At 68.7% G+C, this 18,913-nt stretch carries 18 protein-coding genes and 1 pseudogene; 10 read left to right on the forward strand and 9 right to left on the reverse strand.

Going from position 1 to position 18,913, the window contains the following annotated elements; all coding sequences use genetic code 11:
- Position 1 precedes the first annotated feature (1 nt).
- The 5 genes from ACTMO_RS0108555 to ACTMO_RS20765 all read left to right on the forward strand — a co-directional run bounded on the left by ACTMO_RS0108555 (position 2) and on the right by ACTMO_RS20765 (position 5,519).
- The gene (locus ACTMO_RS0108555; protein WP_019854268.1) at positions 2-1,012 is read left to right on the forward strand and encodes a polyprenyl synthetase family protein; all 1,011 of its coding nucleotides are present in this window, start codon (positions 2-4) and stop codon (positions 1,010-1,012) included.
- Positions 1,009-3,018, forward strand: coding sequence for a squalene--hopene cyclase (shc, locus tag ACTMO_RS0108560; protein WP_019854269.1), 2,010 nt, complete (start codon positions 1,009-1,011; stop codon positions 3,016-3,018). Before ACTMO_RS0108555 ends, shc begins: the two co-directional genes overlap by 4 nt.
- A gap of 3 nt (positions 3,019-3,021) precedes the next feature.
- Positions 3,022-3,678 (forward strand): phosphorylase family protein, encoded by a 657-nt coding sequence (locus ACTMO_RS0108565; protein WP_026449010.1) that lies wholly within the window; start codon positions 3,022-3,024, stop codon positions 3,676-3,678.
- Complete coding sequence (hpnH, locus tag ACTMO_RS0108570; protein WP_026449011.1) at positions 3,645-4,646, forward strand: adenosyl-hopene transferase HpnH; 1,002 nt, start codon at positions 3,645-3,647, stop codon at positions 4,644-4,646. Before ACTMO_RS0108565 ends, hpnH begins: the two co-directional genes overlap by 34 nt.
- Before the next feature lie 171 nt (positions 4,647-4,817).
- The gene (locus ACTMO_RS20765; protein ID WP_019854271.1) at positions 4,818-5,519 is read left to right on the forward strand and encodes a VC0807 family protein; all 702 of its coding nucleotides are present in this window, start codon (positions 4,818-4,820) and stop codon (positions 5,517-5,519) included.
- Between the two features lie 19 nt (positions 5,520-5,538).
- On the opposite strand, the gene ACTMO_RS0108580 is transcribed toward ACTMO_RS20765, so the two are convergent.
- From ACTMO_RS0108580 to fdxA, 4 genes are all read right to left on the reverse strand, one after another.
- Complete coding sequence (locus ACTMO_RS0108580) at positions 5,539-6,291, reverse strand: SDR family NAD(P)-dependent oxidoreductase (RefSeq protein WP_019854272.1); 753 nt, start codon at positions 6,289-6,291, stop codon at positions 5,539-5,541.
- Between the two features lie 7 nt (positions 6,292-6,298).
- Positions 6,299-7,219 (reverse strand): DMT family transporter, encoded by a 921-nt coding sequence (locus ACTMO_RS0108585; RefSeq protein WP_019854273.1) that lies wholly within the window; start codon positions 7,217-7,219, stop codon positions 6,299-6,301.
- Positions 7,216-9,663 (reverse strand): wax ester/triacylglycerol synthase domain-containing protein, encoded by a 2,448-nt coding sequence (locus ACTMO_RS0108590; protein ID WP_245556088.1) that lies wholly within the window; start codon positions 9,661-9,663, stop codon positions 7,216-7,218. Before ACTMO_RS0108590 ends, ACTMO_RS0108585 begins: the two co-directional genes overlap by 4 nt.
- 205 nt (positions 9,664-9,868) lie before the next feature.
- The gene (fdxA, locus tag ACTMO_RS0108595) at positions 9,869-10,192 is read right to left on the reverse strand and encodes a ferredoxin (RefSeq protein WP_026449012.1); all 324 of its coding nucleotides are present in this window, start codon (positions 10,190-10,192) and stop codon (positions 9,869-9,871) included.
- A gap of 114 nt (positions 10,193-10,306) precedes the next feature.
- Here fdxA and ACTMO_RS24070 point away from each other — a divergent pair.
- A pseudogene (locus ACTMO_RS24070) lies at positions 10,307-10,527 on the forward strand (sugar phosphate isomerase family); the annotation flags it as partial.
- 79 nt (positions 10,528-10,606) lie between these two features.
- Here ACTMO_RS24070 and ACTMO_RS0108605 read toward each other — a convergent pair.
- Together ACTMO_RS0108605 and ACTMO_RS0108610 are read right to left on the reverse strand one after the other, a co-directional pair.
- Complete coding sequence (locus ACTMO_RS0108605) at positions 10,607-11,014, reverse strand: DUF2267 domain-containing protein (protein ID WP_019854277.1); 408 nt, start codon at positions 11,012-11,014, stop codon at positions 10,607-10,609.
- A gap of 99 nt (positions 11,015-11,113) precedes the next feature.
- The gene (locus ACTMO_RS0108610; RefSeq protein ID WP_019854278.1) at positions 11,114-11,770 is read right to left on the reverse strand and encodes an O-methyltransferase; all 657 of its coding nucleotides are present in this window, start codon (positions 11,768-11,770) and stop codon (positions 11,114-11,116) included.
- 157 nt (positions 11,771-11,927) lie between these two features.
- On the opposite strand from ACTMO_RS0108610, the gene qcrB reads away from it, so the two are divergent.
- Both qcrB and ACTMO_RS0108620 read left to right on the forward strand, forming a co-directional pair.
- Positions 11,928-13,574, forward strand: coding sequence for a cytochrome bc1 complex cytochrome b subunit (qcrB, locus tag ACTMO_RS0108615; protein WP_051099233.1), 1,647 nt, complete (start codon positions 11,928-11,930; stop codon positions 13,572-13,574).
- 215 nt (positions 13,575-13,789) lie between these two features.
- Positions 13,790-14,215: an SPW repeat protein gene (locus ACTMO_RS0108620; protein WP_026449013.1), complete on the forward strand. Its 426-nt coding sequence runs from the start codon at positions 13,790-13,792 to the stop codon at positions 14,213-14,215.
- A 105-nt stretch (positions 14,216-14,320) separates the two neighbouring features.
- Here ACTMO_RS0108620 and ACTMO_RS0108625 read toward each other — a convergent pair whose 3' ends face one another.
- Positions 14,321-14,764, reverse strand: a complete 444-nt coding sequence (locus tag ACTMO_RS0108625) for a universal stress protein (RefSeq protein WP_019854281.1) — start codon at positions 14,762-14,764, stop codon at positions 14,321-14,323.
- A 317-nt stretch (positions 14,765-15,081) separates the two neighbouring features.
- Between ACTMO_RS0108625 and ACTMO_RS0108630 the strand changes: the two genes are divergently transcribed.
- The gene (locus ACTMO_RS0108630) at positions 15,082-15,399 is read left to right on the forward strand and encodes a hypothetical protein (RefSeq protein WP_019854282.1); all 318 of its coding nucleotides are present in this window, start codon (positions 15,082-15,084) and stop codon (positions 15,397-15,399) included.
- A 323-nt stretch (positions 15,400-15,722) separates the two neighbouring features.
- Positions 15,723-16,748, forward strand: a complete 1,026-nt coding sequence (locus tag ACTMO_RS0108640) for a Rieske (2Fe-2S) protein (protein WP_019854284.1) — start codon at positions 15,723-15,725, stop codon at positions 16,746-16,748.
- On the opposite strand, the gene ACTMO_RS0108645 is transcribed toward ACTMO_RS0108640, so the two are convergent.
- Complete coding sequence (locus ACTMO_RS0108645) at positions 16,745-18,346, reverse strand: FAD-dependent oxidoreductase (protein ID WP_019854285.1); 1,602 nt, start codon at positions 18,344-18,346, stop codon at positions 16,745-16,747. The two genes, ACTMO_RS0108640 and ACTMO_RS0108645, sit on opposite strands and share 4 nt — an antisense overlap.
- Complete coding sequence (gene idi, locus ACTMO_RS0108650; protein WP_019854286.1) at positions 18,343-18,912, reverse strand: isopentenyl-diphosphate Delta-isomerase; 570 nt, start codon at positions 18,910-18,912, stop codon at positions 18,343-18,345. Before idi ends, ACTMO_RS0108645 begins: the two co-directional genes overlap by 4 nt.
- Position 18,913 lies beyond the last annotated feature (1 nt).

Genomic DNA, 18,913 nt, shown 5'->3' on the forward strand with positions numbered 1-18,913 from the left:
TATGACCACGACGGTGCCCTCAGCCCTGGTCAGTGCCAGGGAAACGGTCGATCCGCACCTGCGCCGGGCCGTCGCCCGTCTGGATCCGGACACCCGCAGGGTCAGCGAGTACCACTTCGGCTGGGTCGCCGCCGACGGAACTCCCGAAGTGCGCTCCGGCAAAGCACTGCGTCCGGCGCTGGTGCTGTTGTCGGCCAGAGCGGGCAACGGCGACGAGCGGGCGGCACTGTCCGGGGCCGCCGCGGTAGAGCTGGTGCACAACTTCTCGCTGCTGCACGACGACCTGATGGACGGTGACCTCTCACGCAGACACCGCCCCACGGCCTGGAGCGTGTTCGGGCGCTCCACGGCCCTGCTGGCGGGGGACGCGTTGCTGGAACTGGCCCACGACGTGGTTCTGGAGGACGATTCCCCCCACGCGTTGCGGGCCGCCCGAAGCCTGTCGGGTACGGTGCGCAGCCTCATCGCGGGCCAGGCCGCGGATCTGGACTTCGAGCAGCGTCTCGACGTGGGAATAACCGAGTGCCAGCGTATGGTCGCCGGGAAGACGGCGGCCCTGATCGCCTGCTCGTGCTCGATGGGGGCGTTGTTGACGGGAGCCTCCGAACACACGGTGCAGCGACTGCACGAGTTCGGGTTCGAGCTGGGAATGGCGTTCCAACTGGTCGACGACCTGCTCGGGGTGTGGGGGGACCCGGAGGAGACCGGAAAGCCCGTGCTGTCCGATCTGCGGGCGCGTAAGAAGTCGGTGCCCGTGGTGCACGCCCTCAATTCCGGAACCCCAGAGGGGGAGCGGTTGCGGAAGCTCTACGAACAGCCGGAACCGCTCACCGAGTCCCAGGTGGAACAGGCCGCCGAGCTGCTGCGCGGCGCGGGATCCGCGGAATGGACCCGTGCCGAGAGCGAACGCAGGTTGCAGGCGGGGTGTCGCCAGCTGCGACGTGCCGACTGCGAAGGCACCACCGAGGGACTGACCGAACTCGCCGATTTCGTTCTCCGGAGGAACCAGTGACCGGATCACTGCGCCACACCGAGGTATCGACTCCCGAGGAGGTCGAGGCAGCGGACCCACCGAGTGTCGAAACGGGAGGGTGGGAACTCTCCCGGACGGCGGAGCACCGCGAACAGGAACCGGACTGGTTGGGTGCCCTGGAGGCGGCGCGTGACCACCTGCTTTCCCGGCAGCACGAACGCGGCTGGTGGCAGGGAGAGCTGCAGACCAACGTGACCATGGACGCCGAGGACCTCATGCTGCGCCAGTTCCTCGGCATCCGTACCGCCGAGGAGACGGCCGAGGCCGCCCGGTGGATCCGCTCCCAGCAGCGTTCCGACGGGACCTGGGGACCGTTCCACGGGGCTCCGGGGGATCTCTCCACCACCGTCGAGGCCTATGTGGCGTTGAAGCTGGCCGGGGACGACGTCGCCGACGAGCACATGGTCGGAGCCCGGGACTGGATCCTGCGCCAGGGTGGGATCGAACGCACCAGGGTTTTCACCCGGATGTGGCTGGCCATGTTCGGACAGTGGTCCTGGGACGAACTGCCGTGTATGCCTCCCGAGATCGTGTTCCTGCCCTCCTGGTTCCCGTTGAACCTCGCGGACTGGGGATGTTGGGCGCGTCAGACGATCGTGCCGCTGACCGTGGTGAGCACCCTCCGCCCGCAGCGCGAACTCGGGGTCCGCACCGACGAGCTGCGCACCGGCGGTCCCGTGGGGCGGTTTTCGGGCGCGGAAGGGCAGACCTCCTGGGACAGGTTCTTCCGGGGGCTGGACAGGGCGCTGCACGCCTACGGAAGGCGTCCGCTCCGACGGGTGCGGGAACAGGCCATCCGTCGTGCGGCCGAGTGGATCGTCGCGCGGCAGGAGGCGGACGGATGTTGGGGTGGGATCCAGCCACCGTGGGTGTACTCACTCATCGCGCTGCACCTGTTGGGCTACCAGCTGGACCACCCGGTGCTGCGTGCGGGGATCGACGGCCTGGAGGGGTTCCTGATCCGAGAGGACACACCGGCGGGAAGGGTCCGCAGGATGGAGGCGTGTCAGTCCCCGGTCTGGGACACCGTGTTGGGTATCCAGGCCCTGCACGACGCGGGGGTCTGTCGGGATCACCCGGCGATGCGGAAGGCACTGGACTACGTCCGCTCCGAGGAGATCACCGTGCGGGGGGACTGGGCTGTGCGGCGGCCGGAGCTTCCGGGGGGAGGTGGTTGGGCCTTCGAGTTCGAGAACGACAACTACCCCGACATCGACGACACGGCCGAGGTGTTGCTGGCGTTCGCGCGGACCGGCTACGCCACGGAGCAGGGGGTCGCCCAGGCCGTGTCCCGCGGTCGTCGGTGGCTGCGCGGCATGCGTTCCTCCAACGGTGCCTGGGGCGCCTTCGACGCGGACAACACCCGGTGGCTGGTCACCAAACTGCCGTTCTGTGACTTCGGTGCCGTGATCGATCCGCCCTCGGTGGACGTGACCGCGCACGTGGTGGAGGCCTTGGTCGAAACCGGTGACGACCGCAGCGACCGGGTGGTGCGTGACGGGGTGCGCTGGCTGCTGGAGCAGCAGGAGAACGACGGATCCTGGTACGGACGCTGGGGGGTGAACCATGTCTACGGAACGGGAGCGGCGGTTCCGGCCCTGGTGCGCGCGGGGGTGTCCGCCGGGCACAGCGCACTGCGTCGCGCCGTGCGGTGGTTGGAACAGCACCAGAACCCCGACGGGGGCTGGGGAGAGGACCCGCGTTCCTACGTGGACCCGGCGTGGGTGGGCCGAGGGGAGTCCACCGCCTCGCAGACCGCTTGGGCGTTGTTCGCCCTACTCGCGGTGGGCAGGCACGACACCCCCGCCGTCCGTGCGGGGATCGCCTTTCTGGTGCGGACACAGCGCCAGGACGGCAGCTGGTCGGAACCGCAGTTCACCGGCACCGGTTTTCCCGGCGACTTCTACATCAACTACCACCTGTACCGGCAGGTTTTCCCGCTGGCGGCGCTGGGCCGGTATCGACGTGCCGTCCAGGGGGAGTAGCCGATGCCTCCGGAGCTGCTGGTCTGCGCCCCCCTGCGACTGGAGGCCCGCGCCCTGCGCGGCTGCCCCGAGCTGCGGGTGAGGCGTACCGGTTACGGACGGCGGCGCAGCGTTCGTGCCGTCGAGCGGATCTCCGGGATCGGATTCGGTGCGCTGGCGGTGGCCGGATTGGGGGGTGGTCTCGATCCCACACTTCGTTCCGGGGACGTGGTCGTGGGAACCGAGGTGCTTTCGGCGGGGCGGCGGCTGAGCTCGCACGCCCCCGAAGTACTGGCTCGTGAGTTGCGTCGTGTCGTACCACGGGTTCGCCTCGGGGTGGTGGTCACCAGCGACCACCCCGTGCTCGGAGCGCAACGCCGGGCGCTGGCGGAGAGCGGCGCGACGGTGGTGGACATGGAGTCGGGGGAGTTGGCCGTGGCTGCGGGGAAACATCCGTTCGCGGTCGTGCGTGTGGTGTTGGACACCTCCGAACAGCCCCTGCTCGCCCCGGGGGCGCCGCGGCGACTGGTCGGGGCGTTGCGACGACTGCGCGATACCGGGCTCCCGCTGCTGCGCTGGTCACGCGCGGTGGTGGGGGACGGTTCGCTGGAAACTGTTCGATCTCGCTGGAGCAAAGAGGTTCCGTCATGGGTATCCCAGTGCGGCAGGCCGTCCGCGTAGGGGCGTATCTGGCCAAGCAAAAAATTCTTCGTCGAAAGAAGTTCGCTCTGACGTTGGAGCTGGAGCCGCTGTTCGCCTGCAACCTCGCCTGCGCGGGGTGTGGCAAGATCCAGCATCCGGCCAACGTGCTCAAGCAGCGTATGCCGGTGGACCAGGCGCTTTCCGCGGTCGAGGAGTGCGGGGCCCCCGTGGTGTCCATCGCGGGTGGGGAACCGTTGATGCATCCCGAGATCGAAGTGCTCGTGGCCGAGCTGGTCAAGCGGAAGAAGTTCGTCTATCTGTGCACCAACGCGCTGTTGATGCCGCGCAAGATCGACAAGATCGAACCCTCGCCGTACTTCTCCTGGGCTGTGCACATCGACGGGCTCGAGGAGCGCCACGACGCTTCGGTGAGCAAGAAGGGCGTCTTCGCCCAGGCGGTGGACAACATCAAGGACGCCCAGCGGCGTGGTTTCCGCGTGACGACCAACAGCACCTTCTTCAGCACCGACACCCCCAAGACCGTGGTGGACGTCCTGGACTATCTCAACGACGAACTCCAGGTCGACCAGATGATGCTGTCGCCGGCCTACGCCTATGACAAGGCGCCGGACCAGGAACACTTCCTCGGCGTGGAAGAAACCCGAGAGCTGTTCAAGAAAGCTTTCGCGGACGGGCGTCGCAAGAAGTGGCGGCTCAACCACTCGCCGCTGTTCCTGGACTTCCTCGAAGGCAAACGGGACTTCGCCTGCACGGCCTGGGCCATCCCCTCGTACTCGTTGTACGGCTGGCAACGCCCCTGCTACCTCATGGCCGACGGATACGCCCAGTCCTACCGCGAACTCCTCGAGGAGACCGACTGGGAGTCCTACGGCCGGGGTCGGGACTCGCGCTGCGCGAACTGCATGGCCCACTGCGGCTACGAGCCCACCGCCGTGTTGGCCACCATGGGATCGTTGCGGGAGTCACTGCGGGCGCTGCGCGGATGACGTCGCTCGGTGTGGCTGTACTCACCGGGAACGGTCCGTTAGGGTGCTGCCGGGATACAGTGAGTCGCGGGTGAGCGTCCATCGCGCCGCTTTCGCCACGCCCACAGCGCGATGAAACCGTCCACGGCACCGGATGCGGGAGGTCTCCCGTCCGTGCCGCGTGAGGTAGACATGCACACATCGACCACCGTTCAGCTGGGTGGGATCCGGACCCAACTCGTCCACGCGGGTAAGAAGCTGCTCGAAACCACCCTCGCTCCCCTCGGGTTGTTCTATCTGTTGCTCAACCTGACCGATCTGACGGGAGGTCTGCTGGCGGCCCTCGGATGGGTACTCGCCGCCGTGGGCTGCCGGCTGGTGCTCCGGACCCGCGTCCCCGCGGCTCTGGTGCTCACCACGGCCCTGTTGGTCGTGCGCACGGTGGTCGGCCTGCTGTCCCAGAGCACGTTCCTGTACTTCCTCCAGCCGAGCCTGCAGAACTTCCTGATAGCGGCTCTGCTGCTGGTCACGGTTCCCTTCGAACGGACCTTCCTCGCACGGCTCGCCGACGACTTCTGCGTCTTTCCTCCCACGCTGTTCGGACACGTGGCGATCCGACGCTTCTTCAGGCGGGTCTCCCTGCTGTGGGCTGCCGTGTTCACGGCCAACGGCGCGATCACGTTGTGGATGCTGGCGCAGCGTACCGTCGAGGAGTTCCTGCTGGTGAGCACGGCGGGTTCGTACGGTCTGATCGCGCTGGCCGCTTTGTTCTCCCTGGTGTGGTTCCGCAGGGAACTGCGGGGGCACGGGATCAGACTGCTCTTTGGTACCGGGGGGCCGGCGTCGTTCGCGGCGTGGGCACGGCCGCTTCCCGAACCCTCCGCCTCGCGTTGAGAGGAACGTCGAGCGACGCTCAGCTCGTGGGGCCGAACCACCTGCTCAGTCGGTGGAAGGTTCCGGGAAGCAGCCCGTTCGCCCGACAGGCGAGCCCCAGCCACCGTGGCAGGAAGCACTCCTGCTCGCCGCGTTCGACGGCGCGGAGCATCCGCTCGGCCACCTCCTCCGGAGGGAGCATCCGGGGGAAGCTTCGCGTGTACTCCTGCCCGCGGCGTCGGAAGAAGGGAGTGCGTACCGCTCCGGGGAACACCGTGGTGACCGCGACGTGCTGCCCGTCGAGTTCGTCGCGCAGCGCGGCGGCGAAGGCACGCAGCCCGGCCTTGGTCGCCGAGTAGACCGCTTCGCTACCGACACCGACGGTGGCTATCGAGGACACGAACACGATGTGGCCCCCGCCCCGGGAGCGCATGGCGGGAAGCAGCATCCTGGTCAGTTCCACCGGCGCGGCCAGGTTCACCGCCAGCAGGCGACGCACCTCCGTTCCCGGCATGGCCTCCGTCGTTCCGGACCACCCCAGCCCGGCGTTGTTGATCAGCACGTCCGGAGGACCGGCCTCCTCGACGAGGCGGGCAAGCCCCTCGGGGGAACACAGGTCGGCAGCCAGAGGGTGTGCCCCGGTCCGGGCGGCCACGGCACGCAGCGCCCTCTCGTCACGTCCCGTGACGACGACCTCGCAGTCCCGTCGCGCCAGTGCCAGGGCCGTGGCGGCTCCGATCCCGGAGGAACCCCCGGTCACCAGTACTTTCCTTCCACGCAGCACCGTGGTCACCGGTGGTTCACCCCCATGTTGGTTCGGACCGGTCCCCGGAGTCGACCCGCTCTATCTCCCGGCGCAGGACCTCTCCGCGGTGGGTCAACAGCACGATCCCGCCGATGATGACGAGGGCGGCCAACGCCTCGCCGCCGAGCACGGCCGGGGTGGCGGTGACCCGTTCACCGAACCAGTTGATGCCGATGGCCACCCCCACCAGCGGGTCGACGGTCGTGATCACGGCGAGGGCGGGGGATATCAACTTTCCCTGTTGGAAGGCGTTCTGGCTCAGCAGGAAACCGCAGGGGCCGAGCAGGCAGACCGCGTAGAGCACCCAGTGCTGGAAGGGTTCGGTGATCCCACCGGCACGGAACTGGCTGGCCACCACTTTCATCAGTGCCGCCGTGACCCCGTACAGCACCCCGGTGGCCAGGGCGAGGGCGATCACGCGGATCTCGCCGGGAAAACGGGAGGCGGCCACCAGGCACACCACCGTGAGCATCCCCAGCAGCACGCCCAGCGGTATGGCCTGGGGCTCGATGGTCTCGTCCCCTCCACGGGGCCGCGCCAGCAGCAGGAAGGCGGACAGTCCCCCCATGCAGGCGAGCGCCCCCAACATCACCAGCCGGTCCAGCCTGCGGTGGGCCAACCACGCGGCGTGCACCGCCGCGAACAGCACGCTGGTGACCAGCAACGGTTGAACCAGCATCAGCGGGCCGTAGGCCAGGGCCACGACCTGCAGGGTCAGCCCGATGATCACCGTTGCCACACTGGCCAGCCAGATGGGCTTGCGTACCAGCTCGAACAGCAGACGAGGATGGAGCGTGCGGATGTTCGGGACCTGTTTGGTGGCCCGCTGCTGTACCGCGCTCGCCATGCCGAAACTGGCCGCTCCGACCAGGGCCGCCGGTACGGCCACCACGAACCAGGTTCCGGTGTCGCTCAACGTCGTCCTTCCCGGTCGCGAGGAGGGGCCGCGGACTCGGTGGTGGAGCCCGTCAGTTCCGTGGACACGTCGTGGATCCGTCCGACCAGCCGTTCCGCGATCCCCCCGAGGCGCGCGTCGGCGGTCACTCCGATGCCGACCGTCTCCCCCCAGTTGATCACTCCGGTGGCCACTCCCACCCCGGAGGCCAGGGGGAGAACGGGTACCACCCCGGCCACCAGGTCGCCCCACACGTGCGGTGGACGCGGCGACCCGGGCATCACGGAAAGGATCGTGTTGAAGAACCGGCTCTGGTAGACGGCCCGGACCACACGGCGGTGTACCGGGGTGGGCAACAGGCCGAGCGCCCTCATGACCATCCCGGCGGCGAGCGGTTGGCCGTCGTGTTGTCCGGCTCGGAGCAGGTTGTTCACCTGCTCGACACGTTCCGTCGTGCTCATGGGACCCACCGGCAGGTCGACCGAGACGGCCACGGTGTGGTTGCCGAACTCGACGGAGTCCGTCACCGACCGTGAGTCCCGCGTGGTGCGGGGCACCATGACCCGCAGCCGTTGTCCGGCGCGAGTGCCCTCGCGTTCGGCGAGTTCGCGGTGCAGCGCCTCGGCCACCAGGGCGATCAGCAGGACGCTGCGCGGCACACCGTGGGCGCGTGCCGCCGCACGGACCGAGCGGGTGGGAAGTTCGAGAGTGCCGAAGGAACGTGCCGGCGTGCTCGGTCCGTTCAGGAAGCAGGACGGGGCCGTTCCCGCGCGGGCCAGGCTGAGGAAACCCCGTGCCGTCGTGCGGATCCCATCGAGCAGGGCCCGGGGGGTGGTGGAGGGGAGAATCGCGCGCCCACCTTCCACGCCCGGTTTCGCGGACCGGGACTCTGCCGGGCGCGGTGGTTCCTCGTCCCGCAGCAGCCGAACCAGCGTGTCGGTGACGGCGATGCCGTCGCCGAGGCAGTGGTGGAGTTTGGCCAGGATGAGTGTGCTGTGCGGGGTGCACAGCACCATGAGCTGCCACGGTGGCCGGTCGGTGGGGACCTCCGAGGTGAAGAACTCGTTCAGCACCCGCTCGGCGGAACGTTCGTCGGTGTCGTGGTGACTCAGGTGCCGCCACGGGTCGATCTCGGGGACGGTGTGCCAACTCGGGGCCCGGTGGCGCCCTCGCACGAGGACACGGCACAGCATGGGCAGCTCGCGGGCGCGTTCCCGGACGAGCCAGGCCAGGTACTCGGCCCAGTCCCGCGCCGTTCGTTCCGGAGGGGATCCCCGCATCCGCAGCACGGCCCCGGTCTGTTGCGGAACGGCCGGGGTGGTGGCGTGGACGAAGAAGCGGTCCTGGGCCCGGAGCGGGCGACTACCCTCGTGGCGGGGAAGCCGTGCCAGCCGCGCGGTCTGCTCGGTGAACTCACCGGAGCTGGCGTGTGCCAGTACCCGTCGTTCGTAGCTTCGCAGGTGTTCCTCGTTCTCGGTGAACCGGCGCAGGGCCGTGGCCAGAGCCTCCGTGTCGGGACACAGCTCGGCCAGTCCCGCTCGGGCCATGAGTTCGGCGTTGGCTCGGCCGTGCCCGGCGATGGGCTCGAACATGATCATGGTGCGACCGCAGGCCATGGCCTCCAGGGCGGTGGCTCCGCCCGCGTTGGAGAGCACGAGGTCGGCGGCCGCCGTCAGCGCCGGCATGTCCTCGACCCAGCCGAGCGGTATCAACCTCCCCCGCGGATCCTGCCTGCCCAGCAGTCGGTCACGCAGTTGTTCGTTGCGTCCACACGCCACCACCACGTGGTCGACCCCGGGAACGGTCAGGGCGGTGTCCACGGCTCGTTCCACGGACCCGAAGGCCAGCGAGCCGCAGGCCACCAACAACTGGAAACCCCCGGTCGGCAGTCCGGTGGACCGGCGGGCGCTCTCCCGGTCCATCGGGCGGAACCTCGTGGAGACGGGAGGAACGCAGACCGCACCGGCCGCGTCCGGTTGCGCGTGGTGCAGACAGCGCAGGCTGGCCTCACTCATGACGTAGTGGAGGTCGATCTCCGGATACACCCAGAAGGGGTGGGGGCAGAAGTCCGAGACGATCGCCGAGGTCGGCACGTTGAGTCCGCCGCGTCGCCGCAGATGGTCCAGCCCCGCCGTGGCCATCGGGTAGGTGGAGATCACCACGTCCGGGTTCCAGGCGTCGATGTGTCTCCGCAGCAGGGGACCGGCCCAGGCACCCACGAAGCGACGCGCGGCGTCGGCGAACCAGCGCTGGCGCCACAGTGCGTTGTAGAACAGGTCGTACAGCCACGGCGTGGACTCGACGTTGCGGACGTAGATCCATCGGAACAGCGGCCCCACTCCGGGGCCCATGACCTCCAGGGTGTCCAGCCGACGGGTCGCGCATCCCGGCCACAGCGTCCGGGCGGCCTCCTCGACCGCGCTGGCGGTGGCGTTGTGCCCCTCGCCGATGTCGGCGCTGAGCACCAACACACGACCCGGGGGGCGGTCTGATGGTTCGTGTGGGTGCGGGGTCACCGGTCTGGGTCCCTCCACCGGTCTCGGTCCTTCGGCGTGACGGCTGTCCCGGGGATCTCGCGGGTTCGCCGGGGCCGCGTACCGCAGCACGGTACCGCCTGCGTGCACGTGTGGCGATCATACTGTCGCTGTGTGTCGCGTTCCGGGGTCGGGGTCACGCCTGGGGCGGCAGTTCGGAGATCGGGGGCACGTCGGTTCCGGTTCGTCCGACCCTGGCCGCCCCGCCGGGGGAGCCGAGACCGGTGGCGGTGAAGAACTCGGCGTTGGCCACGGTGTAGCCCTCCCATTCCTCGGGGACGTCGTCCTCGTGGTAGATGGCCTCCACCGGACAGACCGGTTCGCAGGCGGCGCAGTCGATGCACTCGTCGGGATGGATGTACAACATCCGGTTTCCCTCGTAGATGCAGTCCACCGGACATTCGTCGATGCAGGACCTGTCCAGCACGTCCACACACGGTTGGGTGATTACGTACGTCACGGGAACCACTTTCGTTCGGGGAACTCTCCATGGGGATACCCATCCTCGGCGGCTGTGATGCCGCCGGTGGGGATCGAGGCGGGCGGGTGGTGAACGGGTTGACAGGTTGGCCGTCTCGACGATTCGACCACGGCGCTCACACTCGCCCGTTCCCTCGGTGGAGTGGGGCCGTTGACCGTGGCCACGACTCCTTCCTCGGGCTGCTCTGCGTCGAAACGGTGGGAGCCCTGTCGGTGGACACGGCTTTCGTGTCCACCTCGGCGATGAACGTGAGCATGACCTTCCACCAGGAACACGAACTCGTCCACGTGGAAAGAGCCATGCTCGCAGCGGCCTCCGAGGTGGTCGAGGGCACCGTGGCGCCCACGGAGTGAACATGGTGGTGCCGGGGACGGCACCGAACGGGGCGCGCCCTCAGGACGCCCCACGGAACATCTCGGCCAGGTCCGGTGGGAGCTGGGCGATGGTGTCCTCGATCTCCTCCCCCGGGGCCCACGCGAGCAACACGCCGAGCACCGCGCTGACCCGCCTTTCGACCTCGTCCACGTCGACCGTGTCGATCTCTCCGCTGACCTGGTCCAGAAAGGTCTCCTTGTCGAACGACACCGCCTGCCCCCCGAAACTGTGCAGCTCCTCGCGGAGTTCCGGGGGAAGGGCGGGTTCCAGGTCGTTCAGTTGGCCCGCGGCCAGACGCTCGGACAGCGCCCGGATCGTCGCCCTGGTCAGCCGCTCGATCTCGGTGGTGTCGGACAGGCCGGTCCGTTGTCCCACCTGTTCCTCGAAGGCGGTCATCGTGCGACCGACTGGTTCCGGTCGGGTCATGGATTCGCCCCTTCCCGTCGGAGAACTCCGATGGAGTGGTACCCGGATCCGCGGTGATCGAAACGCGGAGTGGCCGTCCCGGAACACCGGAACGGGGACTCAGAGCTTGCGCGCCAGGGTGATGCCGTCGCTGATCGGCAGCATGGTCAGCTCCACCCGGTGGTCACGGAGTACGTACCTGTTGAACTCGTGGATGGCGTGTGCGGTGGGGTCGTGCTGTTCGGACAGCACCCTTCCACCCGCGAGCACGTTGTCCACCACCAGCAGCCCCCCGGGGCGGGTACGGGGAACCAGCTCGTTCCAGTAGGCGATGTAGCTCTCCTTGTCGGCGTCGACGAAACTCAGGTCGATCGTCGGTTCGGGGTCGAGCGCGCGCAGGGTCCGCAGCGCGGGGGCGATGCGCAGCTCGATGCGCTTCTCCACCCCCGCGCGTCGCCAGTAGTCTCGTGCCACGTCGGTGTATTCGGTGCTGATGTCACAGCACAACAGACGGCCGTCCCTGTCGAGACCGCGGGCTATGGCCAGCGCGGAGTAACCGGTGAACGTCCCGACCTCCACGGCGGTTCCGGCGCGGAGGATCTTGGCGAGCAGGGTCAGCAGGGAGCCCTGCTCCGGCGAGATCTGCATCTCGGCACTGTCCGGCCACAGACGCGCGGTGTCGGCGATCAGTTCCCGTTGCAGCTCATCCGGTCTCGCCCCGTGTTCCACCAGGTAGTCGTGCAGTTGGTCGTCGAGCTGGGTCGACTTGCGAGTCACGCCGCCGACGCTACCCGTGCCGGACCCGCACGCAACCGGACCGGCGGGGCTCAGGCTCCGTGGCGCAGTCGCGTACTCCGGGACGGCTGTTTACGCTGACCCGAGAACGGCGAAAACCGCCGACGGGGTGTCCGGAAGGGCAGGCGTGATCGTCGCGATGAGCAGATTGACACGACCGACGAAGCGGGCGGGCGCGACCTACAGAATGGCGGCCTCCCAGGCGAACGAGATCGACGAACGTCTGCGGCTGGCCTCCGGAGCGCGGCGACAGCTGAACAAGGTTTTCCCCACCCACTGGTCCTTTCTGCTCGGTGAGATAGCGCTGTACAGTTTCATTCTGCTGATCATCACCGGCACCTACCTCGCGTACTTCTTCGACCCGTCCATGGAGGAGGTCACCTACAACGGGGTGTTCACCGACCTGCGGGGTGTGCAGATGTCGCGGGCCTACGAGTCGGCCCTGAACATCTCCTTCGAGGTGCGCGGCGGAATGTTCGCCAGGCAGATCCACCACTGGGCCGCGCTGATATTCGTGAGCGCCATCGTGGTACACATGTTCCGCATCTTCTTCACCGGGGCTTTCCGCCGTCCGAGGGAGACGAACTGGGCCATCGGCGTGCTGCTGTTCGTGGCGGGAATGTTCGAGGGTTTCACCGGATACTCCCTCCCGGACGACCTGCTTTCCGGAACGGGGGTGCGGATCGCCTCGGGAATCACCCTTTCCGTCCCGGTCGTGGGAACCTGGCTGCACTGGATCCTGTTCGGCGGTGAGTTCCCGGGGGACGCGATCATCCCGCGCTTCTACATGATTCACGTGTTCCTGCTTCCCGGAGTGATCGCGGCCCTGATCGCGGTACATCTGGCCCTGGTCTGGTATCAGAAGCACACGCAGTTCCCCGGGGTCGGGCGCAGTGAGCGCAACGTGGTGGGCGTACGGATCATGCCGGTCTTCGCCGTGAAGTCAGGAGGATTCTTCGCCGCGGTCGTGGGAGTCACGGCCATCATGGGCGGGGTCTTCCAGATCAATCCCATCTGGAATCTGGGTCCCTACGTGGCTTCGAAGGTCTCGGCGGCCTCCCAACCCGACTGGTACATGATGTGGACCGACGGAATGGGGCGTCTCTGGCCGCCCTGGGAGATCTATCTGGGTGGTGCCTTCACCGTTCCGGCTCCCTTCTTCCCGCTCATTCTCGGGTTGGGACTGGTTTTCACCCTGGCTCTCGTCTACCCGTTCCTGGAACGGAAACTGACCGGAGACGACGCGCACCACAACCTCCTGCAACGCCCCAGGGACGTGCCGGTGCGTACCGGCCTGGGGGCGATGGCGATCACCTTCTTCATGATCGTGCTGGTCAGCGGCGCCAACGACATAGTCGCCTTCAAGTTCGACATCTCGCTGAACGCGATGACCTGGATAGGCCGTATCGGGGTGCTGGTCGGTCCCCCGCTGGCCTACTACCTGGCCTACCGCGTCTGCGTCGGGCTGCAACGCGCCGATCGCCACGTGCTCGAACACGGGGTGGAGACCGGGATCATCCGCAGGTTGCCCCACGGGGAGATGGTCGAGGTCCACCAGCCGCTGGGCGGCAGCGACGAACACGGTCATCCCGAACCACTGTCCTACCAGGGGGCGCCGGTCCCCAAGAAGATGAACAAGCTCGGTGCCGCAGGAAGGCCGCTCCCCGGCAGCCTGCTGCTGCCGGATCCCGCGGAGGAGACCGAACGACTCCGCCGCGCCCGGCAGAGCTCCGAGGAGGACGGGGGGCAAGCCGGCCAGCTGCCCGGTGACCGGACACGGGAGTGAAACCCGTCCGGGCCGGGCCCGTCGTGCCGGGAACGCGGAGTTCGTTCGTGGAGCCGCTGGACATACGCGGTTTCCGGGGTCACAGTAGCGGTGCGGGCTCCTCGACACGACCGCCGTGGACCCGGAAGACGTGGTCCGTCCGGCCAGATGCCCGGCGGAGCGGGGAGACCGGGCAAGGGACCGTTTGCGCAGGCGAACGGTGAGGGGTGATGGAGATGGCACAAGCAGGCCCGATCGAGAAGCATCCCGATCTCGCCGAGATGCGGGCGCGTTACGAGGAGGCGAGCGAGACCCCACAGGGGCAGACCCTGGAAGGGGCCACACTGCTGGCCGGGGTCTATCTGGCCATGTCGCCGTGGGTGATCCAGTTCAGCGCCACCAGCTTCGACGTGGCCATGGGAAACCTGATCGTCGGTGTGACCGTGGCGGTGCTGGCGTTGGCGTTCGCCTCGGCGTACAGCCGTACACACACCGTGTCCTGGGTGGTTCCGCTGCTCGGCGCGTGGACGGTGATCGCCCCGTTCGTCGTGCTCGGTTCCGCCGTGGGATTCGGGATGATGCTCAGCAACGTGATCACCGGAGCGGTGATCATTCTGCTCGGGCTGGGTATGAGCGCACTGACGCTCATGCGTCGCGAGTGACGCGGACTGGTGGAACTTCCGCGTCTACCCGTGCCGGAGAGGCGGCCCGGGCGTTCGTGCACGGGGCCACCGGGCCGGAGCGGAGTGTGGCGCTTCGGCCCGGGGTCACTCGGTGTCCCGGGCGGCGTGCACGATCACCACCGGACAGCGGGAGTGGTGGGTGCACCTGTGACTGACCGAACCGATCAGCGCCCCCACGAACCCGCCGTGTCCGCGGCTGCCGACCACGAGCAGTTCCGCGTCCCTGGCGGTGTCCAGCAGTACCTGGGCGGAGTCGCCCTGGGTGACCTTGGTCCGGACCGGCGGGGGAGAACTCCGGCGGTCGACGGCCCTGTCCACCGCCTCCTCGACGGTCTGACTGGCCGCGCTCTCGAACTCGCGGGGAGAGATGGCACCTCCCTCCCAGCTGTAGAACGCCGGGTACTCCCAGGCCGTCACGGCCTCGACGGTGGCACCGGTGAGTTCGGCCTGGCCGAGCGCCCAGTCCAGGGCGGCCAGTGAGGGAGCCGAGCCGTCGACGCCGACGACGATTCTGTTCTCTTCGGTCATGGCATCGTCCGTTCCGGCGGTGGTGTTGCGGTGTTCCCGGAAGGCGGGTCTGGCGGGATCGCCCGCGTTCAGACTGTCGCACGAATCCGGGGACGTTGCCGAGTCGGTCCCGGAAGGTTCGCGTATTTTCGCGATTACCGCCGAAATCGAATTGTGATCTGAATGCTTCATGGCTACGTTCGCCGATACCGGCGACACATTCAGTGCCGGGGAAACGGTTTTCGGGCCCGAGGTCAGACACGAGTGACGTGTCCGGACGAAACCGAGTGGAACTCGGATCGTTCGTGAGTGCGCGGCAACCCGGGGGAAGAGCATTGATGGATCGGATGACGGACGCGCCCACCTGGAGCGTCATAGCCCATGACGCCGATCGGCTCAGACAGGCCGTTCGGGAGCTCGACACGGAACGGGGGGCCGCTGCCAAGCACGACCTCGCCCGGGAGGTGCTGCGTACGGTCACGGTGATCGGTGAGCGGCTGACGGAACTGGTGGACGGGCTGGCCAAGCACTACGAGAAGCCGGGCGTACCGGAACAACGCAGCGCCTACCTCGCCATGGACCAGGCGGCGGCCGCCGCCGAGGACCTGGGGGAATGCGCACGGCGGGCCATCCAGACCCTGGAGGAAGAGGAGTGAGTCGGAAAAGGGCCCACCTCGACCTGGCCGTCGTGACGGATCCCCTTCGTCCCTCGAACAGGGAAAGTTTCGGGGCGACGACGGTGGAGTCCGCCGGAGCGTGTCCCGAAAAACCCCTTCCTCCACGGGCCCCTACACGGCCGGACACGCTGACCAGCCGGGAAAACCCGCGGGACACGTACTCGAACGGGGCGGCCCGGCGGGCCTTCCCCCACGGTGTCCGCACGGCCTGAGGCCACGCGCGGAACCGCCGCGAAGGCGTTAGGCTCGCCTTCCGTCCGGCTCGTCCGCCGGACGCCGTGCGGTGAGCGAAGGAGTCCACGATGGGCGGGCGCTCGGATCGGGCCCGGCCACGCAGCCGTGTCCTGCCCCTGCGGCGGCTGCGTGTGCCCGCTTGGGCGGAACAACGGGGAACATGGCGTCAGGCCCGTCCCGAGATCATCAACGCCGCTCTCGACCGCTGTCGGGCACGTCCTTCGGGGAACTGGTACGTCCTGGCCGCCAGCACCCGGATCAACGGGAACGAGCCGTTCGCCCGCACCGTCGGTGGAACCGAGATCGTCGCATGGAGAACACCGGACGGGCGGGCGCACGCCGGCCCGGGGATCTGCCCCCACCTCGGTGCCCCACTCGGCACGGCCGTCGTCGACCGGGGACAACTCGTCTGCGCCTGGCACGGACTCCGCCTGACCGAACGCGGCGGCCCCGGATGGTCCCCGCTGCCGACCCACGACGACGGGGTGCTCACCTGGGTACGGCTCGACGGGATCGGCGGGGAACAGCCACTGAGCTCTCCCGTGGTGCCCCGCAGACCCATCCTGCGGGAGAGTCTCGTCGAGGTGGCGAGCACGAGCGGTGTCTGCGAACCGGAGGACATCGTGGCCAATCGGCTGGATCCGTGGCACGGCGCGTGGTTCCATCCGCACTCGTTCGCCGAGCTCGGGGTGCGTCACGCCCCGGAAGTCGGATGTTCCGAGGAGGACGACTTCTTCGAGGTCTCGGTGACCTTCCGCGTCGCTCCTCGTCTCGGGGCCCCGGTCACGGCCGTGTTCACCTGCCCGGAGCCGCGGACCGTGGTCATGCGCGTCCTCGACGGTGAGGGAGCGGGCAGCGTCGTGGAGACACACGCGGTCCCGCTGGGCCGGGACACCCACGGCAGACCGCGCACCGCCGTGGTCGAGGCCGTGCTGGCCCACTCCGAGCGTCCCGGTTTCCGGCGGGTCGTGCCTCAGGTGGCCCGGCTGTTGCGTCCGTTGGTTCGGCGGGCGGCGTTGCGGCTGTGGAGCGACGACATGGCCTACGCCGAACGGCGTTACCAGCTACGGTCGGCGGGGCTCTTCCCCGGCTAGGGGAAGGCGTTCAGCGACCGCAGAAGGGCCGAGCGCCCCCTGGTGGGAACGCTCCACAGCGGGTGCCCGCGCAGGCCCCAGTCGTGCAGCAGTGCGTTGGCGGCACACACCCCGGTCGTGGCGGCGCGTTCCATCAGCGCGACCGGCAGATCCACTCGGATCGCGTCCCCGGCCAGCACCAGGCCGCGTTCCGGGGTGGTGACCGTGGGACGGCCGGAGAACCCTCCCGGGGGGAAGAGCGGGCAGTCCGCGCGCAGCTCATGGCGTTCGTCGATGACCCCCGCCTGCCGGGTCTCCGGATAGATCCGGTGGAGTTCGGCGAGCATCCTCGTCCGCAGTTGCCGTGGTCGCACGTCCTCCCGGAGGGCGTAGCCGTGCAGTTCGAGTACCGAACCGCCGCGTCGCCCCGCCCAGCGGGCGGCCTGGCGTTCGTAGCGCTCCAACACGCTGATGTTGTCCAGCGGTCCGTAGCCACTGGTGCCGAGGAACGCCGGCCGGTCCCGTCGCACCGGACGGTCCAGCCACAGTCTGGACACCAGGAAGGGGGGAGCCTCCCGCAGCCGGGAGAGGGCTCTCCGCCACCACGGTTGTCCCAGCTCGGGTGAGCGGTGGACGATCCCGCGCAGCCCCGCCGGATCCGGTGCGAGGACCACGGCGTCCACCTCGGCCTCCCGACCGGCGGAGGTCCACAGCGCGAAACGACGGTTCGTCCCACGACCCAGGGAGCTCACCGGGGTGGACGTGCGCAGCTCGACACCGAGGTCCTCGAGGTAGTCCCCCAGCGGTTCCCACAACGCCTCGGGAAAGGAGTCCGCCGCCGTGTCGAACAGCAGTCCCTCGCTGGAACCGAGGAAGTAGATGTGGAACATCGTGGCCAGCTCGGCCGCGGACAGCTCGTGTGGGGCGGCGAAGAAACTCCGGGAGAACACCTCGAAGGCGAGGTGTTTGGCGGCAGCGGGGAAACCGATGCGGCCCAACAGGGCGTCGGCGTCCAGATGGTCCAGCCTGTGATAGATCTCCGGAACGGAGACCTGGGCCAGGGGAAGCGCCGCCCGGACACCGAGCTGGGGCAGGTCCCGCCATCCGAACGTGGGGCTGCGGGCGACGAACGCGAGGGCGTTCCAGGGAAACGTGCGGGGCAGTCCGGCGAAGGTGTCCCGGTAGCCGGCGCTGTGCACCAGCGGGTAGTCGGGGAGAGCGACCAGCCCGGAGAGCCTGGTGTCGGCGCGACGTAGCAGCGCGCGCAGGTTGTAGTACTGTCGGAAGAACGCGTGGAACCCCCGGTTCATCGCGGCCCGTGAACCGTCGGCCAGTTCGGTGTACCAGCCTCCCACCCGCCCGCCCAGATAGCTCTCCCGCTCCATCAGGGTCACCGTGACCCCCCGCTCGGCCAGGCAGGTGGCCGCGGACAGCCCCGCGACGCCGCCGCCGACCACAGCCACCCGCACGTCCCCGGTGAGGTCACCCGCGTCGGGATGACCGTTCCGCGCCGGGTGCAGCACGGCTCGCGGGTCCCGACCGGGAAACTCGTGCTCGGTGCGGATCCGCCCCCGCCCGGGGCGGTGTTCCCCGACAGCGGGGGAGGTCCCGGTGCTCACGGTTCCTCCCGGGAGATCCTCTCCCCGAGCTGATCCGCGAGCAGGGGAACCTGCTCGGCCGCCCACGGGCTGACCGCCCACGGGGTGCGGCGGACGAGGCTCACGAAATCGGACCAGTCCACCCAGGTGGAGTCCACCGTCTCGGTGGGGTCGGGACGGATCGGGTCGGTGGTGACGGCGGTGTAGACCGGGCACACCTCGTTCTCCACCACTCCCGTCACGTCGACGGCGCGGTACCGGAAGTCGGCCAGGCGCAGTCGCACGTCGCCGATCCCGATCCCCAGTTCCTGCGCGACCCTGCGGTGGACCGCCCCCTCGGGATCCTCACCGGGGGAGGGGTGGCCGCAGCAGGAGTTGGTCCAGACACCCGGCCAGGTCCTCTTGTCCAGGGCACGACGGGTGACCAGCACTCTGCCCGCCTGGTCGAACACGTAGCAGGAGAAAGCCAGGTGCAGGGGAGTGGAGCCGTGGTGCACCTCGGCCTTGGGGGCCGTACCGACGGGTTTCGCGGTTTCGTCGAGCAGAACGACCAGTTCCGTCTCGGACGCGGACAGGGTCGATTTCATC

Origin of the sequence: Actinopolyspora mortivallis DSM 44261 (genome assembly GCF_000384035.1) — a bacterium.
GTDB lineage: Bacteria > Actinomycetota > Actinomycetes > Mycobacteriales > Pseudonocardiaceae > Actinopolyspora > Actinopolyspora mortivallis.